Consider the following 19,999-nt stretch of genomic DNA (forward strand, 5'->3'; position numbering starts at 1 on the left):
TCACACAACTATAGAGGGAAGCAGAAGCGGAATCAATGTTTTTAAACCACCTCAACCTGCATCTGTTTTATGCAAGCCTGAACGCTCCTGCTTATATTACCCATAACGGGTGTTTAGAATCGGAAGCTATACGTTAGCTGGGCAGCATCATTATGTTTTCCAGCATTACTAGATGCCCCTTCGCGTATTTCATCTTTACGCTTATAGGTTATAGCAAGCGCATTGGCTCGATTGATGCGATAACCAACGCTAAACTCATGCTCCCAACGGTCACGGGACCCTGTATACATACGATTATCACCACCAAGCATATAGGCGTAGCTAGTGTTCCAAGCCAGACCAATTTGGTCCGTCAGAGCATAATTGATATATCCGTCAAATCGATTGGCTCGCGACCTTGGCCCGTTACCTTCTTTATACGTCTGATATTCATAGCGGTAGCGTGTACCAATCCGCAAAGCATCATTAATACGATAGTTTAACCTGAGCATTGGACGAGCCATTTCCTGACCTGGGTTAAACTTGTATTCAATCTTTGGCTGAAGTGTCCATCGTTTATCTTCATCCAGTGCATAAGTATAGCCAAGACCAAATAAATTCTCAGCTAACTCAGGTGATCCACTTATCTCATCGCGCCAGCGACGTTGGTGCTCAAAGCCAAGTGATATTTTATTATCGAATACATGCCCAATACCAAACTTGACCTTATAATCCTGATTATCTCTAAAGGTCTGTTCATATTTTGTTGCTATGGTCGTTGTGCCTGCATGACCAAGACTACAAAACATTGCTGCAAGTACTGCCACCCCATTAACTAACTTTGTATTTTTCATAAATAGCCTTCTCGGTTAAGCACTTATTGTTATCGCACGCTAAAAATTCTTCACATGGTGTGAACTTGCGCGCACCCTATACATAACACTTATAATGTATTATGTTTCATTAAGCACTCTCCCTACGCCTGTACCTGCATCAAGAGAGTGCTTTGTTGTGGGTCACTGTTATTAAGCGGTTTGAGTCTTCAATTCCGCTTTATGCATAGCTCGCTTACTGGCACGCGCCGAGATAAGCATCAGAACCGCAGGAACCAACAGTATCCCTCCGCACAAGAGCATGATTAGGCGTCCATCCATCGAGTTGGGAAGTAATGACAAGCCCATCACCATGATGCTGCCAATGAGAATTAAACGACCCAGCACAATTTTCTGGGCATAATCAATTGCATCGGAAGCTGGATCTTCTTCGGTACTCTCTACCGGAGTTTCCCAACGCTGCCACATTTCCGCGCGTTCATCTGCTCGCTCGTCTGATTGCGCTTCAGGTTTGTAAAAAAGTGTACTCAACATGAAGAAACCACCAGTTATTACGACATGTGCACCGATAGCAAATGAGACGCGGAAATCAGACCACTCACGATCAGTAATATCCATTCCCATTACATTATTAACGAACTCTGGCGATAGCCATGCGCCAATAACATAAGAAACCATACAGCCCACTACGAGCGTTCCCCAGCCAGACCAGTCTGGTGTCTTGCGAATAATCATACCCAACATGGCAGGAATGGTAATCGGGAAGGTAATCAACGCGCTTGCCGTTAACAAGATATCAAACAGGCTCATACTTTTTAGCGAGTTGATAAACAGGCTGATACCGATAATGATCACACCGAAACTGAGAGTGACAAAGCGTGAGACACGCATCATCTCTTTCTCGGTAGCATGGGGCTTTATAACAGGTAGATAGAAGTTCCGTACAAAGAAGCCTGCGTTACGGTTCAAGCCTGAGTCCATTGAAGACATACTAGCAGCAAACATTGCAGCCATCAGCAGTCCCAACATACCTGCCGGCATATATTCACTAACGAAGCCGACAAAGACAGCCTCATTGGCCTTAGCGCCCAACATAGCGAAGTTATCTGTGAAGTCCGGGCTATAAGCATGCATAAACCATGCAGGGAAAAACCATATAATGGGCCCAATCAAGGCAAGACAAAGGGTAAACAGAGCACCATAGCGAGCATTCTTACTGTTCTTGGCGCAAATATAGCGATAACCATTAAGCGTGTTATTCATCATGAATATTTGCTTAATAATTAACATGAATACCCAAAATCCAAACAGCCATGCATAGCCATAGCCACTTCCTGTCAAAAACTCACCGTCATAGCTGGATACAACATGGCCTATGCTTTCTGTATTCCCCCAGGCAACGATAAAGCAAACAAAGGTAACCGACATAATGATCAGCATTTGAACATAGTCGGAGGCAACCACCGCCCAGGCACCGCCCGTTACTGACATTGCTACTACGGCAATACCGGTTAACAAAATAACGGTTTCAAGCGGAACGTTAAACACCGCCGAAGTAATGATTGCCAGAGCACTTAACCAGGTTGCTGCGGATACCAACCCATCAAACATACTAAACCAAATAAAGGTTTGCTCACTGGGTTTGCCATAGCGCATCTTCAGCGCTTCTGCAGCGGTGACCACACGCAGCTGCCGAAAACGCGGCGCAAAATACACATAGTTAAGGAAATAACCGGCAGCGTTGGCCATGAAAAGAAATATGATCGCAAAGCCACTCATATAGGCCTGAGAAGCGGCACCTGTAAATGTCCAGGCTGAGAACTGTGTCATGAAGGCGGTTGAACCTACCAACCACCACAGCATGTTACCGCCGCCGCGGAAGTAGTCACTGGTATTAGCATTGAAGTTTTTAAACACCCAACCAATGACTACTAGAAAGACAAGGTAAATTAATATCACCCAGACATCGACACTCATAAGAACCCCTTATCACTTTATTATTGGAACATCGGCGTTGCCGAATAGTTATAAAGCTGGTGCTTTGAAATAGACGCGGTGAACTAACCCGGTCCGTTAGCCAAATCAGTAGCTCTCTAACGTATTATTTTTGATGTAATCAAAATTGATGCTTTCACCCAGGCCCGGTCGGTCGGGCAGGTGAACGAAGCCTTGTGCATCCATTTCATCGACAATGACGTTCAAGTAAGCAGGCGCCTCGTCGTAATCCATATGCGGGTGCAGTAGGCCGCGCTCGTACCACTGGCAATTGGTTATAGCACCCACGACCGCCAGGTTCGGCGCGCCGTTGCCGTGTATTTCGCAGTCCATGCCGAACGCTTCGGCCAAGTGTGCTGCTTTGATACAAGGCGTGATTCCTCCGCCGTTGGCAACACCAGCGCGCAGAATGTCACAGGCATTATGCTGAACCCAGCTGGCACGGCTTTGATGCTTGCCACCAATGGTTTCAGGGCCGATAACCGGCACATCCACCTGCTGGGTCAGCCAGCGGTAGGACTCCATGGAATCTTCAGGCATCGGTTCTTCAAACCAAGCGAAGTTCAGACGCGAAAGCGCGCGGCCGATTTTCAAGGCATCCAGTCGGTTGTACCAATGGTAACCATCCAGCATGAGTGCCACGTTGGGCCCTACTGCCTCCCGGACGGCTTCACAAGCACGAATATCCATTTCGACGCTAGGCGCAAAGCTAACCGGCGGCATCCAGGTGTGTAGCTTGATGCCTTGATAACCACGCGCGACCAGGGATTCCGCAAACTGGGCGTACTCTTCAGGCGTGGAGAGTCCCCCTTGCGTTTCATCCCCACACATGGTGCTGGCATAAGCCTTTACCTTGTCCCGGGCACCGCCCAACAGCTGATAGACAGGTACATTCAACTGGCGACCTGCCAGATCCCAAAGCGCTTGATCTAGAACAGCCATGGCACGGTCTGTTAGCTGTGCTCCACTACCCCGTTGGCGCAACCAGAGATCCTGCCAGATAAGCTCCCGCGCATGCACAGGCTTACCGATAGCCGACTTCTTAAAGTAGTTTTCAACAATGTAAGGGCGGATCAATTCTTTGGGTGCAAAAGCGTACCCCTTGGCGCCATCTTCGGCTGTCACGGAGAGCATGGCAATTTGCGCTTCGCTGGGCTTTCCAGCATGGGCGTGACCCGCACTGTCTCGGGCTAATTTGGATTCATAGCGGATAACGTCTACGGATATGGATTCGATTTTCATCGTGCCTTGGCCCCTCGTATATAGCGTATTTTTACATTTGGCATGGCTTCTTAAAGTCATACATAATATGTTTAATATTAGAGAAACACACTGCCGACAACAATATAGACAATGGTATGAATATACGAAGACCGAAGATCAGCGCAGATGACGAATTCAAGCGTATCGTTTTAAGCTATCGTAAAGGACAGTCAACATGAACCAAAAAGCCACGATGATCGATAAAAAACAAGCGTTATATATAGGCTGTGCGCTAAGCGGAGAGCTATACACCGCCAGCCTATCATTAGCAACCGGAACACTTGAATACGTTACGCACACTCGTCTTCCAGGGCTTAAAAAACCGGGTGGAGCCATGCCACTTGCCATATCGCGTGCGCGTAATACACTCTATGCCGTTTCCCGAGGAGAACCGTTTTTTATTGCCAGCTTCACGATTGATGCCAAAGGCGGTCTACAGCACTTAGGTAACACGCCTGTTGAAACCAATCTTGCCTATATCCAGACAGACACTGATGATACGCACCTGTTAAGCGCATCTTTTATCGATCATCACGTCAGCGTTTTTGACATACAGCAAGATAACCGTATAGCGGTAAAGCCCTATCAGATTCAAGAAATTGTGAATGCACATATGCTGCGCATGGCGCCAGACAACAAGACTATTCTAGCTACGGGCCTTGGCAAAGACGTTATATATCAATGGCAATGGGAATCACGGTCTTCCGGTAGCGCTGCCTCGTTTCCGGCTCAATGTATTGATGAGCTTATGCTCTCAGAAGGCACTGGACCAAGGCATATTACCTATCACCCTACCCAGCCTATTGCGTACATCATTGGCGAACGTAACGGCACAGTTAACGTCGTCCGTTATGGTGCAGAAGGTTTAAATCACTTGCAAACGGCGTACTTACCTGATCAGCAAGAGGCATTTCAAGCAGCGGATATTCATATTACTCCGGATGCTCGCTTTCTGTATGCCTCTGAAAAATCCACCTCAACGCTGCACCTCTTTAATCTGCAATCAGATGGCACAATCCACTTTGAAAAGTATTTTGAGACGGAGAACCGCCCCCGTGGCTTTGCAATTACTGCTTGTGGTCACTATCTCATCGCCGCCGGACAGTTTTCCCATCATATTGCGAGTTATCGAATAGATAGCGAGACCGGCTATTTGCAGTTAGTTAATCGCCTGCCTGTTGGCCAAAGCCCGGACTGGGTCGAGATACGTTAAAGCTACATTCATATCTTTGTTTTAGTGCTGTCATACTTTTAGCTAATTTGTAGCTCAAAACGTACTATGTATTATCTTTTGACGAATTTTCAGCGTCATCGTCCTTTCTCGGGCTGTGGCCAGTCTTTTTAGAACAATCATAAAGAACATAAGGTTTACTCATGAGAAAGATAGCCTCGCTTGCCTTGACCGTTATAACACCCGCCTTGGGCATCTCGCTTGTGCACGCCGATGACGCTTCCGAACTTGTTTGGCAGAGCGTCACCTTTGGCCAGTCAACGGATTTAAATTTTGGCTCCACTATTCTGCCTGAGAAAGTCGGCACCAATGAGGTGACCCACAATGGCGAACCAGTCTCCTCGGGTGCCCTGCTTGATAACGTGACAATTGAGAGCCGAGGCGGGAAGCTCGCCAACTCGCATGAAGGCGGTACCTTCTATTACACGACGTTGCCCACTGATAAAAACTTCGTGCTCACAGCAACGCTTACACTAGAGCAGTTAGGCCCGGAAACAGGGGCAACGCCCAACCGTCAGGAAGGTGCAGGCATTATCGTTCGTGATGTAGTGGGAGCGCCACGCGCTAACCCCCAACCTGCTGGCCATGAGGAATTTCCAGCTGCCTCCAATATGGTCATGAACTTGATGCGCTCGCATACGCGGGAGAACGATGGGCTGGCAAATGCAACGGCGGTATACCGCGAGGGTATTCAGGACCCGTGGGGAAACCCGGGTAATCTGCTGAGCAAGGAAGACTATGCCGAAGGTATACCCCACGGCAGCGAACACACCTACCGCATGAGCCTTGCACGCAGCGATGAACATTTCAGCGTTACCCTGGAGGATGGCGATGAGATCTACCGCCATGAGCTGGTCGAGGCGCCCGCCAACCTGGTCGAGGTACAGGACCCAGAGCACCAGTCCATAGGTTTTTTTGCCTCGCGCAATGCCCGGCTCAACGTTTCCGATATCACCATTGAGCTGTCTGATGCCGACACCCAGCAAGCTGCTGAATATCAGGCGCTAGAAGCGCCGCTCGTGTGGTCAATCGCCTCACCCAGCCTCGTGACAACATCGGATTATACGCTGCAGGCGCTGGCCAACTACGCAGGTACTTTCAGCTTAGCCAAGGATGGAGAGGCGCTTGGCGAGTCACTAGAAGTAGAAGCCGGCCAACTGTTTCATTTTCCGCTTGAGGTTAAAGAGCCCACCGAGCTAAACGTTACCTTCGTGCCTTCCGAAGGGCCGGATACCCAACCCCAGCACACGACCCTAATGCTTGAATTGATAGACGTTGCAGACCCCTACAACCTTCACGTATCACCGGACGGGCGCGCAGGGCAGCCAGGCGACCTGGACAATCCGTTAGATCTGGAATCGGCTATCTCGCTGGTCGCGCCAGGGGGCACCATTCATTTGGCCGACGGCGAGTATGGCGCCATTGAAATTCCGCTGACCGCCAGCGGCACACCAAACGCGTTAAAGCGGCTTTCCGGCGAAAACGCTGAGGTGCGCTTCACCGGTATGGTGTCGCATAACGCTAATTACTGGCAGTTGGATCATCTTGAAGTCGCGGGCGAGCGTTTGATTATTCACGGCAGCCATAACGTTTTCGAACATATCGTGACCCACAGCGCCCCGGACACCGGCTTTCAGATTACCTCGCCCTCCGACGTTGGCCGCGCCCTGTGGGCCAGCCATAACACGGTGCGCTATAGCGAAAGCTATAACAACGAGGACGCATCCGGCATCAACGCCGACGGCTTTGCCGCCAAGATGCGTATCGGTGAAGGCAACTCGTTCGATTATTGCATCTCGCACCACAATATCGACGATGGCTGGGACCTGTTCAACAAAGTAGAGGATGGCCCTAACGGCGCCGTAACCATTACCAACTCCATTGCATTTAATAATGGCCAGACCTTTAACACCCAGCAAACAGGCGGCAACCTGGGTAATGGCTTCAAGTTGGGCGGCGAAGGCCTTCCTGTTGCTCACACCGTGAGAAATAACCTTTCATTCAATAATGGTATGGATGGCTTCACCGATAACTTCAACTCGGGCGCTTTGTCCATCGTTGATAACGTGGCTATCGACAACAAGCGCTTCAACTTTATTGTTCGCCAAAGCCCCTATGGTGATCAGTTAGAATCTGCTCAGTTAGCGGGCAACGTATCGCTGCATATGGAAAGCGAAAGCGATTACCCCGATAGCGTTCACGGCGATATCAGCGATGACAACTGGTTCATTCAGGAAGAAAACACGTCAGCAATGGCGCAGCCTTTTGATGAAGTAACGCTCGCTGAGATCAGGGCCCTGCTTCAACAAGAAGCCAATACTGAGAGCGAACAGCGTGCACGTGCCTTGGCTCTACAACGGTTAGTGTTCAATCAGTAAAACTAGCGCTGAGTGTCTCTTGCTCCCCATAGCAGCAGACACTCTTTTTTTATAAAAACAATGATCGCATGACGCATTAAATGGTTTATCAACCATGCAAAAACAAACACTACATTTATCCGCATGACTGGTGGCGTTAGCCTTGTGCGGTTTTATGAGCACAGGGGGGAGCTATGGCCGATGTTTTACAGCATGAAGCGGTTCTACCGCTTTGGGACGAGCGGCCCGCGGGAACACCCGCTGACCTCACACCAACCATTGATGAGCGCTCCAAAAACTTGTTTAGGGCTGACCGAGCCCTTACAGGCATTGCTGAACCAAGCCTAACGGCCTGGGTTCCAGAAAATCCCAACGGCACCTCCATCATTATCGCCCCGGGCGGCTCTTATAGGCGTGTGGTTCTCGACAAGGAAGGGATTGAAATTGCCAAAGCACTGGCGCCTCTGGGCGTCACCAGCTTCCTACTTGCCTACCGACTGCCTGGCGAGGGACACACTGACCGCGCGGATGCGCCGCTTGCCGATGCTCAGCGCGCGATGCGTCTAGTGCGTGGACATGCTGATGAGTGGGGGCTGAATCCTGATCGTATTGGGTTTCTGGGCTTCTCCGCCGCAGGCCACTTGGGTGCATCGCTCGCTACTGGCTATGACCGGACCACTTATGAAGAGGACAAAGAAGCACACGTTATCTCAGCCCGCCCCGATTTTGTAGCCCTGGTTTACCCGGTGGTGACAATGCAGGATAACGGCGTTCATAAAGGCTCACGCTCTGCTCTGCTTGGTGATAACCCAACGCCGCAGCAAAAAAGTGATTACTCTCCTGAAGAGCACGTCAGTACGGGTGCGCCTGAAACATTCTTGGTAATGGCCGACGACGATCTCTCCGTATCACCAGCCAACGCCGTTGCTTTTTATACTGCACTTCATGAAGCAGGCGTTAAGGCGGAGCTACATATCTTCCGTGACGGAGGCCATGGTTTCGGCATAGAGGGAGCACAGGATAAGCCGGTAGCAGGCTGGCCTAACTTGTTAGCTGAATGGATGGTACAGACCGGTGCCATGCCAAGCCCATCAGAAATGACGTTACCGACCGGGCTTGAGGAGACAAGATGAGAACGCTAATAGCTACGACGCTGTCACCCACGATCAGAGCCACCGTCGTCGATGGGTGGATGGCAGAAAGCAAAGAGTTAATGCTCCCGGGCAATAATCAGTTGCGCGGTCAGTCGGCTTTTACAATGTTATATCCTGGGTTATTGAGCCTGCTTGATTTTCCGGATGTGGCGGCGCTATCAGCACCCAAGCCGATGCTAGTGTATGTCGGAGAAGAAGATCCACTGTTTCCCACCAGCTCCGTACAAGCGGCCATGGCGAAAATGCACAGCGTATGGGATGCCTACGGAGAAAGTGAAGGCCTCACTACCCGCGTATGGCAAGACAAAGCACATACGTTCACAGCCGACATGCAAGATGCTGCTTTCGACTGGCTGAATGAGCAGGTTAGATAAAGAAGGGATCAATAGTAGTGCGGTAAACCCTAGCGCTGTGTTCTTTTTTGTCAGAACGTTCAATGCAGGGTTGTTTCAATCTCAACGGTAAATCACGTTAAACATAAAGGTGGGCCCTCCCACCTTTACTTTCTATTGAACCAGAGCCTTATTCGCGGTTAAAAGCATGCTGTAAAAGGCTTTGCGTATAGGGATGCGCTATATTTCCGTCCATCAGCTCTTCTCTGGAAACGACCTCGACCACCTCTCCCCCCTTCATCACGGCAACACGATCGCAAAGATGAGCAATAACGCCAAGATCGTGTGACACCATGAGATACGTTAACTGATGACGGGTGCGCAAGGTTGCTAAAAGATTAAGTATCTCGGCCTGGACAGAAACATCCAACGCTGAAGTAGGCTCATCCAGCAGAATAATGTCAGGATCCAGTATGATGGCTCTGGCTATCGCCACCCGCTGCCGTTGGCCACCTGATATCTGGTGGGGGTAGCGAGATAAAAATGTTTCATTAAGCCCCACCTGCTCCAATGCCTCAACAATCCTCTCCTCTTTATTGGGCAAGCCTTTAATCACCAGCGGTTCATTTAAAATTTTTTGAATGGTGTGCCGAGGGTGTAAAGCACCATAGGGGTCCTGAAATACCATTTGCATGGTATTGCTTCGCTCTTTCAAAGATGCTTTGGCAATCGATTTACCCTGTACATGAATGGTCCCCTCCCAGCCTTGAAACTGGCCCGCCAAGCACTTAAGAATGCTGGTTTTTCCCGACCCCGACTCCCCTACCAAGCCAAACGACTCACCGCGCTCAATATTAAGGTTAATGTCACTTAAAATACGCTTTGATTTTGTAAGGCTTGAGATATCGAACGATAACGAATCAATAGCAATCATTGAGCTACTCCTAAGCAAGCCATTGTTGGTCTCTAGACAGCACCGGCAGTACGTCACGCCGATGCTTGAGGCTAGGAAGCGACTCCATCAGTCCTCTTGTATAGGGATGCGTTGCATTAGAAAGCTCATTGGCCTGTATAGATTCAACCACTTTTCCTTCATACATCACCAAAACGCGATCACAAAACTTTTTCACCAGATTCAGGTCATGGCTTACAAATATCAGGCTGATATTTTTCCTTTCTACGAGCTCATTTAATATATTCAGCACATCCTGCTGAACTGACACATCCAATGCCGATGTTGGTTCATCTGCGATAATAATATCTGGCTCGGGTATTACCATCATCGCAATCATTACCCGCTGCCCCATGCCTCCGGATATTTCATGGGGGTACTGACTATACACATGCTCAGGATCTGAAATACTCACCTCATGGAGCATTTTTATGGCGGCCCTTTTAGCTTCATGCTGGGTTATATTCTGATGAACTCTTAATGCCTCTGAAATCTGGTCGCCCACTGTTATGACTGGATTTAGCGAAAATTTAGGATCCTGCATAATCATTGAGATATGCTGGCCCCGTATGGAGCGTATTTGCTTATCATCGCAGGTTAAAATATTGCAATCTTTAAACTGGAGCTTGTCAGCCGTGACGATTGAAGACGGCGGGTTCAGCTTCAGTATGGCTTTCCCAACTGTCGACTTTCCTGAGCCTGACTCGCCAACAATGGCCAACTTTTCATTTTTAAGCGTAAAAGATACGTCGCGAACCGCGTGCTTTAAGCCCTCATCGGTACGAAAAGAGACGTTCAGTTTTTCAACCGTTAATACATCCATGGGTATCTCACTCTGTCCGTGGGTCTAGAAGGTCACGCAGGCCGTCACCCAATAAATTGAACGCCAAGCTGACAAGCATGATAGCGGCGCCCGGGAAAGCAACGAGCCACCAGCTCTCAAGCATGTAACTACGCCCTGTCGATATCATCGCGCCCCACTCGGGTAGCGGCGGCTGCGCCCCTAGCCCTAGAAAGCCGAGCGCTGCAGCCGTTAGGATGACTGTTGCCATATTCATGGTTAAACGAACAATCAAGGAGGGCAGGCACATCAAGGAGATGTAATGTACGAGTATGCGAGACGACGAGGCCCCTTGTAATTGAGCTGCCACAACGTAGTCTGAGTTTCTTAACGTAAGCGTTTCTGCCCGTGCGAGGCGCGCGACTGGAGGCCACGAAGTGAGTGCTATTGCGATAACCGCATGTTCAAGCCCTGGCCCTAAGGCCGCCACAAAAGCCAGTGCTAACACCAGACTTGGGAACGAGATAAAAATATCCGTAACACGCATAAAAACACTATCAATCCAGCCACCAAAATAACCGGACATAGTGCCTATAAATAAGCCAATAGGGCCCACAATAATAGTGACCAAAAAGACGATATACAGAGTTACCCGAGAGCCATAAACAAGACGACTGAAGATATCTCTTCCGTACTCATCCGTGCCAAACCAATGAGCCATAGAAGGTGGCGATAGCGTGCGCAATAAATCCTGCTGAAGCGGGTCATGTGTGGCTATCAGGGGAGCTGCTATAGCAAGAATGAGTAGCAAGGCGACAATAGCGACCCCGGAAGCGCTGAGCGGATTTTTACAAAGCTTTTTAAACGATTTAATAAACAACGTTGCTCTGGTTGGTGCGACGTTAGACCGAAGGTCCATTGAGTAATCCGCGTTATTTATTGTTTCAGCATTTCTCATTATTTAGTCCTCGGATCAAACAGCTTGTATAGGACGTCTGATAATAAATTCAAGAAAACAAATACAAGTCCAATAAAAAGAACTGAGGCCATGACAGCATTCATATCGCCCATTAAGAGGCTGTCAGTTAAATATTGTCCAAAGCCAGGCCAGGCAAATACGGTTTCAATAAGTACCGCACCCTCCAGCAATCCCCCATAAGCAAGCGCTACTATTGTCAGCAACTGAACCAGAATGTTTTTAAACGCGTGTTTCCAGATAACACTACGTTCAGAAAGTCCCTTCACACGGGCCGTTTTCACATACTCTTGGGAGAGCTGCTCTAGCATGAAGCTGCGTGTCATTCGTCCAATAAAAGAGACGGAGTTCAAGCCAAGAATCGCAGCGGGCAAGGCAATATGTCGTAGAGCGCTAACAAAGGCCTCTACGTTGCCAGAAAGAAGGGTGTCTATGAGATAAAATCCGGTATAGCTTTCGAATATACCATCATAAGCAAACCCGACCCTTCCAGCCGCGCCGGCCCAATTAAGCCACGCGTAAAAGATGATTAATCCCACCATGCCGACCCAGAACACAGGAGTCGAATACCCAAAAAGGGTGATAATCCGCGTTAAATGATCACCCAATTGACCTCTATGTGTTGCCGCATATACACCCAAGGGAACCCCAAGCCCTACACCAAATATGATAGCTACAGAGGCTAGCTCTATCGTGGCAGGCAACACCCGAATAATATCGTTGATAACAGGGCTTCCTGTTAAAATGGCATAGCCGAAATCACCCGAAAGCATATCCTGGAGGTAATAGAAGTACTGAATCCAGATAGGTCGATCCAGCCCCATTTGCTGAAAAACCTGTTCATACGTCGATGAATCGGCATCCGGGCCAACGACCGCCAAGACGGGATCAATTGGCATTAGCCGCCCAATAACAAATGTCATTGTTAAAAGGCCAAACAGGGTTATAAAGATAACACCTAACTTTTTAGACACGCCGAACCAACGTGATCTTATCATTATTATATGCTCCGTTTTAAAGTAGAAATAAAGTCGGTTACTCACCTCTTTTGGTAACTGATCGTAAGCGGGTCATCGCGGCAGGATCATCTATATACCCTTCCACTTCGCTTCTAACGGCTACCGTATTGACCATTTGAGAGAAAGGGAACAAGGCACCAACCTCTTGCTCATAGATGGTTTGAACTTCTTCGTAAAGGCTATTTTGTATATCACTGTCAGCTTCAGAAACTGCGCCTAAAATTAATTCATTGATACGGTCATTCTGATAACCAGTACGCCAACCCTGAAAATTGGTGAGCTTCGCTTCATCTGAATTATCCTGATTCAGAAGCAGTGGGGTAAGATTGGAGTCTGGGTGCGGTGCAAAACCGCCGCCTCCTCGCCCTACGATAATATCAAAGCGGCGATCTCGCATCGCACCGTATACTTGATTACCCGATCCGCTAATGATTTCTGCGTCTATTCCTATACGCTTTAAACTATTTTGTAAGTTGATAGCTGCATTAATAAAAGGAGACTCATTAAGTGCTCGTATCGTAGTGCTAAATCCATTCTCATAACCCGCACTTTGAAGTAACTCGCGAGCTTCGTCAGGCGATACTGAATACATGGGCTCCGGCAAGGTAGCTGGCAGGCCAAGTTTTATCGGGCGCTGATGAAAAACTCCATAGTAGGGCATAATACTGTTATTGATACCCTCGTAATTAATGGTACCTCTAATCGCCTTTCTAACCTCTTTATTAGCTAGAATGTCGTTATGCATACTAACGGCGACGTAATAGAGGGTGCCACGCTGAGTCGTTTGGATATCTACATTCTCGGCATTTTCCAGCGAGCGAATATCAGGAACCGACATGCCGATGGCTACATCGATGTCACCGCGCTCGATCATCAAACGCATCGTTTGTGACTCTTTTAGATTACGCATTACTACGCGTTCCATGATGGGCTCGCCACCCCAGTATTGGCTATTTCTGGTCATGATAATTCTGTCCTGGGGAATCCATTGCTCCAGGATAAAAGCACCACTACCTGCAGAGTTAGTAGTTAACCAGCGATGCCCAAGGTCATCTTCATGCTCATGTTCAAGAACGTGCTTTTTATCAAGGATAAAAGCACTGGGACTCGTCGCCAGCGTATATATCACCAGCTTTGGATCAAGCTTACGCGGAAACTTGAGTTCGACTTCGTACTCGCTAACCTGGTTAACCAGGTCGGAAATATTCTCTTGGGTATAGCCCAAGGCTTTCCACGTTGTTGCAAGCGCTAAATTAAGGTTCAGGATACGCTCCAGCGTCCAAACTACATCTTCAGCAGTGAGTGCATTACCTGAATGGAAGTGAATATCGTCGTTTAGAGTGAACAGAATCGACATATCATCGCCGGCTACTTCCCAGTCACTAGCGATCGAAGGCAGGATGATGGTTGGATCATGAGGATCCAGTTCAATTAGCGTGTCATAAAGGTTGGCATTAACAAAGGCAACATCGTTACCCGTAGCCGCAGCAGGGTCCAGCGACAGTATATTATTCATTTTCAATGCAATAATAAGCTGGTTGCTGGGTGTATTTGAATGCGCTGTTATTGACAGCATTAGCATTATCATACCCGCGAAATATCGGATAAAGATGTTCATTTAATCTCCAATACGCTAAAGAAATCTGATGCATTATTAGTAATACATATTATGTTTGATAGCCTATAGCCTAATCAAAACGCCTGCATCACTCCATTAGTCTAATATTTCATTCTCTACTTTTAATGAATAGACAGATAGATAACGAACGCTATTAAGCAGCTGCTTAATAGCGTTCGTTATGAGATAGAAGTACATTTAGAATCGAATTATTAGCTATTCATCAACTGCACCCGTACTCTGCCTTTCCTTTAATGCATACGTGTTTAACGCCTCACGATTAATATCAATGCCTAATCCCGGACCATCCGGTACGCTCATCACGCCGTGTTGATGCTCAACCGGCGTTTGTACCACCGCCTGACGAAACGGATTTTCAGTTCGGTCAAACTCCATAATCGGTTCAAGCGGTTTTCGTCGCGGTGGGTTAGGCGCGAGTGCCGCCATAAACTGAAGGCTGGCCGCCAAACATACTGCAGTGCCCCAAACGTGCGGCACTAGCCTTACGCCGTGTATGGCGGCCATATCCGCCACCCGACGAATTTCGCTAAAGCCACCCACGCCGCAAATATCCGGCTGTACGATGTCGACAGCCCTACGCGCCAGCGGCTCATGCATGGCGTAACGCCCATGCCAGTTCTCTCCGCTCGCCACGGGAATAGGCTGTCCAGCTCGCACGGCCACATAGGTATCGATTTGTTCTGGAAGTACCGGCTCTTCAAACCAATCGACACCAAACGCCGCCGCACGCTGCCCTACTTCGATCGCTTCCAGATAGTCGTAGCCGTGGTTGGCATCAATCATTAGCCGCACATCCGGCCCGATTGATTCGCGCACGGCCTCAATCACTTTCAAGTCTTCTTCAACGTCAAAGCCGATCTTGATCTTGACGGCGTGAAAGCCTTCATGGCGATAGCGTGCTACTTCCGCCGCAACGTCACTGATACGCTCAACTCCCTCACGGCAAAACGAGCCGGTGGCATAAGCACGCACAGATTCACGGAACCGACCGCCAAGCAGAGTGGAAACAGGTACACCAAAGTGCTTGCCCTTGATGTCCCACAGCGCAATATCGATACCACTCAATGCTGTCATGGTTAAGCCACGCTGGCCCTGATCACGGAGACGGTTATAAAGGTTGAGCCACATTTTCTCGGTTTGCAGCGGGTCTTCGCCAATCAGTGTCTGGGCGTATAACTGAACAATGGCAGCATTAGGCTTGGCAGGCCCTAAGCACTCACCCCATCCAACGGTGCCGTCTTCACAAATGACTTCGACCAGACAGTGCTGGCGGCGAGTGAATGACATCGAAGCACTTTCAAACGCTGTTTCAAGCTTGTGATCCAGAATATGAGTCTTGACCGATTCTATTCTCATGGCTGGTTTTCCTTTCATGGCGTTATCTAAAAAGGCCAGGTAGCGTTAATGAAACCGCCGGGATGTAAGTCACCAGCATTAGCGCCACAAACAGCGCCAGAAAGAACGGCCAAATGGTGCGGACCGCCTGTTCAATTTTAATTTTTCCGATCACACAACCTACAAAAAGACACGCGCCAACGGGAGGGGTACATAACCCCAGACCAAGGTTCATCATCAGGATGATGCCGAATTGGATAGGATCCATCCCAAACTGCATGGCGACCGGCAAGAAGATGGGCGTGCAAATCAGAATCAACGCTGCCATATCCATGATCATGCCTAGCACCAGAAGAATCAGGTTAAGCATTAAAAAAATCACGACTGGCTTGTCTGAAATCGTCATCAGCCCGGTGGTCAGCATTTCAGGTACGTTATAGAGCGCCAACAGGTAAGAAAAAGCCGATGCGCAGCCCACCAAAATCATGACCAATGATGTGGTTTTAACCGACTGAATAACGGCTGCCTTGAAGGACGCCCATCTAAGCTCACGATAGACAAGCCCGGTCACAATAATGGCGTAGATCGCGCCAAAGGCCCCGGACTCCGTGACGGTCAAAATGCCCGAAAGAACACCACCCACAATAATAACGGCAGTCATTAAACCCGGCAGCGAGGCCACTAAACTAAGTAATAAGGCTTGCCAGCCGGGAAATGCTTCGCCTTTATAACCACGCTTAACGGCCACAATATAAGCAGCTACGGCCAAGCTGAGGCACATCAAGATACCAGGAACAATCCCCGCGATAAACAGCTGGGTAACGGAAATACCGCCCCCTGCTGCTACGGCATAGAGAATCATATTATGGCTGGGCGGAATCACGACACCCGCCACCGAAGAAGTGACCGTTACGTTGACAGCGTAGTCAGCGTCATAGCCTTTCTCTTTCATCACCGGGATAAGTATTGAGCCTAATGCAGAGGTGTCGGCAACGGCTGAGCCTGAAATACCGCCAAACAGCATGGAAGAACTGATGTTAACCATTCCCAAGCCACCACGTACTTTCCCAACCATGGCCGAAGCCAAGCGTACAAGGCGCGTGGAAATGCCACCGTGGAGCATGAGCTCACCGGCAAAAATAAAGAAAGGAATTGCCAATAGTGAAAAGACGGAAATTCCCGAAAGAATACGCTGAAAGGCGACAAACAGCGGCAGCCCTTCATACATAAATGTAGCGACAGCAGCCAGCCCAACGGCAAAAGCGACCGGTGCACCTGCAACAAGGCCGAGAAAGAAAATTCCAAACAGTAGCATCAGCCCCATGGCTTATGTCCTCTCAACGTTACGAGACAGTAATCGTTGAACTATATCTGCCCCTGAAAACAGCATGATCAGCACACCACAGATCACCAAAGGGGCTGCACGCCAACTTTCAGAAAGACCAATCATTGGGATGGCTCTTTCCAGGTTTGTCATGACCAAATTCCAACCCTGAACCGCCATAAAACCACCAAACACCAGAATAAAAAGGTCCGAGATGTGGTGCAGTAATGCGCGTAGAAAAGGAGGGAAGCTCTCACGCACAAAGTCGATATTCAGATGGCTATGATATCTAACGCCAGCTGCGGCGCCTAAGCAGGTGATATACACCACTAACACCAAAGAGGTTTGCTCCACCCAGGTTGGTGTATCGTTAAGCACATAACGCCCGAAGACCAGCCAGCCGAACGTGGCAATAAGAATAACCAGCATGACACCTGCTAAAAGCACGCATAGCTCAGCCATGCCGTTTAATACACGATCCAGAGAGCCGCCTTTTGTCGTGTTTTTCCTGCTGCTGGGTGTTTCGAGTTCTATACTCACGGCACATTTCCTTTTAATCTTTCGGCGGCATTAAGCCGCCGAAAGGAAGCCAGCAAGAAAATTATTGTGCGGCTCTGATTTCCTCAATCAGTTCCCCAGTACCGGGGTTGTTGGCGATAAAGTTTTCGTACATGGGCTCCATCAGTGTCTGGAACGCTGCTTTGTCTTCTACTTCATTAACTTCCACGCCGTAATCGAGGATAATCTGACGGCTCTCTTCAGAGCTTTCGACCCACAATTCACGCTGCATGGCGGAAGCATTCATCGCTTCTTCACGTACAATGGCCTTGTCTTCTTCAGATAACTTCTCCCAGCTTGCTTTAGCAACACACAAACACTCAGGAATAATCAAATGCTCAGTTAACGAGTAGTATTCCGCCGCTTCGTAGTGGTTGCTTGATTCAAAGGAAGGGTAGTTATTTTCAGCACCGTCCAGAACACCGGTCGTTAAGCTTTGGTAGACCTCGCCATATGCCATTGGCGTTGCATTGCCGCCAAGTGCCTCCATCATCTCAACGTAGAGATCATTGTTCATGACCCGGACCTTTAAGCCCTGGACATCTTCTGGGGTATTGATCGGGTGTTTGGTGTTGTAGATGCTTCTGGCACCTGAATCGAACCAGGAAAGCACCACCAGACCTTTCTCTTCCAACGCATCAGCAAATCGCTGGCCAATCTCGCCATCCATCACCGTGTGCATATGATCTACATCGGTAAACAGAAAAGGCAGCGAGAAAACGTTCGTTTCCTTAACGATTGGACCCATAGGGCCCATATTGAAGTTGGCAAAGTCCAGAGCGCCATTACGTGTTTGTTCAATCGCGTCGGACTGATCACCTAATACAGCATTATTGTAGACACGTGGCGAGACACGTCCTTCCGTTTGTTCTGTAACCGCTTCAGCAAAGGCTTCAAGCGCTACCGTGTTGGGGTAACCGTCCGGGTGTATATTCCATCCCCTCCAGTTATCGGCTTGGGCAGAGACCGCAGCGGCTAATAGTGAGACACCTGTTAACGCAAACAGCGCTTGGCGACGGATATTTGTTGTTTTCATCACTTAAAACCTCTTGTTATTACAGGTGGTTTTTTTCCAGCATTTAGTAAGAGCGTGCTACACCTACTAGGCGTTCTAACTGCTGGCGTTGCTCAGGGGTCGGCATGGTTAAAGGTGCGCGGACGCTACCAGCCGGACGGCCGATAATATTCGCGCCTTCTTTAATCAAGCTAACTGCATAACCGGATTTTTGATCACGCAGATCAATAAAGGGAATAAAGAAGCCCGTAGTAATATTCTTAACCGTATCCTTGTCCCCTTGGCGTAACGCTTTGTAAAACGTTACTGCCATATCCGGAACGAAGTTAAACACCGCAGAAGAGTAGGTATTCACACCAATGGAGAGGTACGCTTCTGCAAAAATCTCAGCTGTGGGCACACCGCCTACATACACAAGGCGATCCCCTACCGTTTTAATGATCTTGTTTAGTGCTTGAATATCGCCCTTACCATCCTTGAGGCCGATAAGGTTCGGACAAGCATCCGCAAGCGCCTGGACAGATCCGGCATTTAGAATGCCGTTACCACGGTTGTAGTAGATAATGTTGATGTTCGTGGCATCACAGATTTGTCGAGCATACTCGACCAATCCATCCTGCGGGCACTCTGTTAGGTAAGGCGGCATCAGCAAAATACCGTCTGCACCGGCTTCTTCAGCAGCAGTGGCAAACTCCTTACCTGCTTTTACGCTTAATCCAGCACTTGCGATCACCGGCAATTTACCATCAACGACCTCTACGGCCACACGGACAATCTGCCGATACTCTTCCAAGGTTAAATTAAAGAACTCACCCGTACCGCCTGCTACAAAAACAGCGGAAATATCATGACGGATAAACCACGTCAAACGCTCACGGTAGCTTTGCTCGTCAAACTGTCCGTTCGCATCGAAATCAGTGATAGGGAATGACAGCAAACCACCGCCTATTGCTTTGACTACTTCTTGTTTGGAAAACGTCACTGAAACGCCCTCATGTATGCCCAAGCCAATTGGTAATGAGTTAAAACCGTAGCCACTCAACACTCGTAATACATCATACAATATAAAAGGTAATCAACGAGAACATGCCCTGCAAGAAAAAAACCACTATGCTGCGACCAAAGTGCTAGCGCTCTTGGCACCTGCAAGAATTACGAAAATACACTTTAACCAGTGGAAACAAACCGTTGACCCACAGCTAACCAACAGACCCAACAATAACAGTGCAAGCTCATGCGTTAGCCTAGACAGCACT

General features: G+C 48.7%; 17 protein-coding genes. 4 read left to right on the plus strand and 13 right to left on the minus strand.

Features of this window, described 5'->3' with window-relative positions:
* Positions 1-113: 113 nt before the first annotated feature.
* The 3 genes from ACT3R4_RS08690 to ACT3R4_RS08700 all read right to left on the minus strand — a co-directional run bounded on the left by ACT3R4_RS08690 (position 114) and on the right by ACT3R4_RS08700 (position 4,049).
* A complete protein-coding gene (locus tag ACT3R4_RS08690) occupies positions 114-833 on the minus strand; it encodes an oligogalacturonate-specific porin KdgM family protein (RefSeq protein WP_441678519.1) in 720 nt (239 codons plus the stop codon).
* A 171-nt stretch (positions 834-1,004) separates the two neighbouring features.
* A complete protein-coding gene (locus ACT3R4_RS08695) occupies positions 1,005-2,789 on the minus strand; it encodes a sodium:solute symporter family transporter (protein WP_441678521.1) in 1,785 nt (594 codons plus the stop codon).
* A 105-nt stretch (positions 2,790-2,894) separates the two neighbouring features.
* A complete protein-coding gene (locus tag ACT3R4_RS08700; protein WP_441678523.1) occupies positions 2,895-4,049 on the minus strand; it encodes a mandelate racemase family protein in 1,155 nt (384 codons plus the stop codon).
* A 196-nt stretch (positions 4,050-4,245) separates the two neighbouring features.
* Here ACT3R4_RS08700 and ACT3R4_RS08705 point away from each other — a divergent pair, with 196 nt between their 5' ends.
* The 4 genes from ACT3R4_RS08705 (at position 4,246) to ACT3R4_RS08720 (ending at position 9,186) form a co-directional block, all read left to right on the plus strand.
* The gene (locus tag ACT3R4_RS08705) at positions 4,246-5,283 is read left to right on the plus strand and encodes a lactonase family protein (RefSeq protein ID WP_441678525.1); all 1,038 of its coding nucleotides are present in this window, start codon (positions 4,246-4,248) and stop codon (positions 5,281-5,283) included.
* Between the two features lie 161 nt (positions 5,284-5,444).
* Complete coding sequence (locus ACT3R4_RS08710) at positions 5,445-7,679, plus strand: right-handed parallel beta-helix repeat-containing protein (protein WP_441678527.1); 2,235 nt, start codon at positions 5,445-5,447, stop codon at positions 7,677-7,679.
* A 173-nt stretch (positions 7,680-7,852) separates the two neighbouring features.
* Positions 7,853-8,791 (plus strand): alpha/beta hydrolase, encoded by a 939-nt coding sequence (locus tag ACT3R4_RS08715; RefSeq protein WP_441678529.1) that lies wholly within the window; start codon positions 7,853-7,855, stop codon positions 8,789-8,791.
* Entirely contained in the window at positions 8,788-9,186 is a 399-nt protein-coding gene (locus ACT3R4_RS08720) for an alpha/beta hydrolase (RefSeq protein WP_441678531.1), read from the plus strand. The genes ACT3R4_RS08715 and ACT3R4_RS08720 overlap by 4 nt, the downstream gene beginning before the upstream one ends.
* 148 nt (positions 9,187-9,334) lie before the next feature.
* Here ACT3R4_RS08720 and ACT3R4_RS08725 read toward each other — a convergent pair whose 3' ends face one another.
* From ACT3R4_RS08725 to kdgD, 10 genes are all read right to left on the minus strand, one after another.
* Complete coding sequence (locus ACT3R4_RS08725) at positions 9,335-10,078, minus strand: ABC transporter ATP-binding protein (RefSeq protein ID WP_441678533.1); 744 nt, start codon at positions 10,076-10,078, stop codon at positions 9,335-9,337.
* A gap of 10 nt (positions 10,079-10,088) precedes the next feature.
* Positions 10,089-10,919 carry an ABC transporter ATP-binding protein gene (locus ACT3R4_RS08730; protein WP_441678535.1) on the minus strand — a complete coding sequence of 277 codons (831 nt, stop codon included), beginning with the start codon at positions 10,917-10,919 and terminating at the stop codon, positions 10,089-10,091.
* A gap of 7 nt (positions 10,920-10,926) precedes the next feature.
* Positions 10,927-11,796, minus strand: coding sequence for a nickel transporter permease (gene nikC / locus ACT3R4_RS08735; RefSeq protein WP_441678537.1), 870 nt, complete (start codon positions 11,794-11,796; stop codon positions 10,927-10,929).
* A gap of 38 nt (positions 11,797-11,834) precedes the next feature.
* Positions 11,835-12,851, minus strand: coding sequence for an ABC transporter permease (locus tag ACT3R4_RS08740; protein ID WP_441678538.1), 1,017 nt, complete (start codon positions 12,849-12,851; stop codon positions 11,835-11,837).
* A 37-nt stretch (positions 12,852-12,888) separates the two neighbouring features.
* Complete coding sequence (locus ACT3R4_RS08745; protein WP_441678540.1) at positions 12,889-14,490, minus strand: ABC transporter substrate-binding protein; 1,602 nt, start codon at positions 14,488-14,490, stop codon at positions 12,889-12,891.
* 216 nt (positions 14,491-14,706) lie between these two features.
* Positions 14,707-15,867, minus strand: coding sequence for a mandelate racemase/muconate lactonizing enzyme family protein (locus ACT3R4_RS08750; protein WP_441678542.1), 1,161 nt, complete (start codon positions 15,865-15,867; stop codon positions 14,707-14,709).
* A gap of 22 nt (positions 15,868-15,889) precedes the next feature.
* Positions 15,890-17,170: a TRAP transporter large permease gene (locus tag ACT3R4_RS08755; protein WP_441678544.1), complete on the minus strand. Its 1,281-nt coding sequence runs from the start codon at positions 17,168-17,170 to the stop codon at positions 15,890-15,892.
* A 3-nt stretch (positions 17,171-17,173) separates the two neighbouring features.
* The gene (locus ACT3R4_RS08760; RefSeq protein WP_441678546.1) at positions 17,174-17,710 is read right to left on the minus strand and encodes a TRAP transporter small permease; all 537 of its coding nucleotides are present in this window, start codon (positions 17,708-17,710) and stop codon (positions 17,174-17,176) included.
* A gap of 61 nt (positions 17,711-17,771) precedes the next feature.
* Positions 17,772-18,764, minus strand: a complete 993-nt coding sequence (locus ACT3R4_RS08765; RefSeq protein WP_441678548.1) for a TRAP transporter substrate-binding protein — start codon at positions 18,762-18,764, stop codon at positions 17,772-17,774.
* Positions 18,765-18,807: 43 nt separating this feature from the next.
* Positions 18,808-19,725, minus strand: coding sequence for a 5-dehydro-4-deoxyglucarate dehydratase (gene kdgD, locus ACT3R4_RS08770; protein ID WP_441678550.1), 918 nt, complete (start codon positions 19,723-19,725; stop codon positions 18,808-18,810).
* Positions 19,726-19,999: the final 274 nt, after the last annotated feature.

Origin of the sequence: Halomonas sp. AOP7-E1-9 (genome assembly GCF_052376035.1) — a bacterium.
Taxonomy (GTDB): Bacteria; Pseudomonadota; Gammaproteobacteria; order Pseudomonadales; family Halomonadaceae; genus Vreelandella; species Vreelandella citrativorans.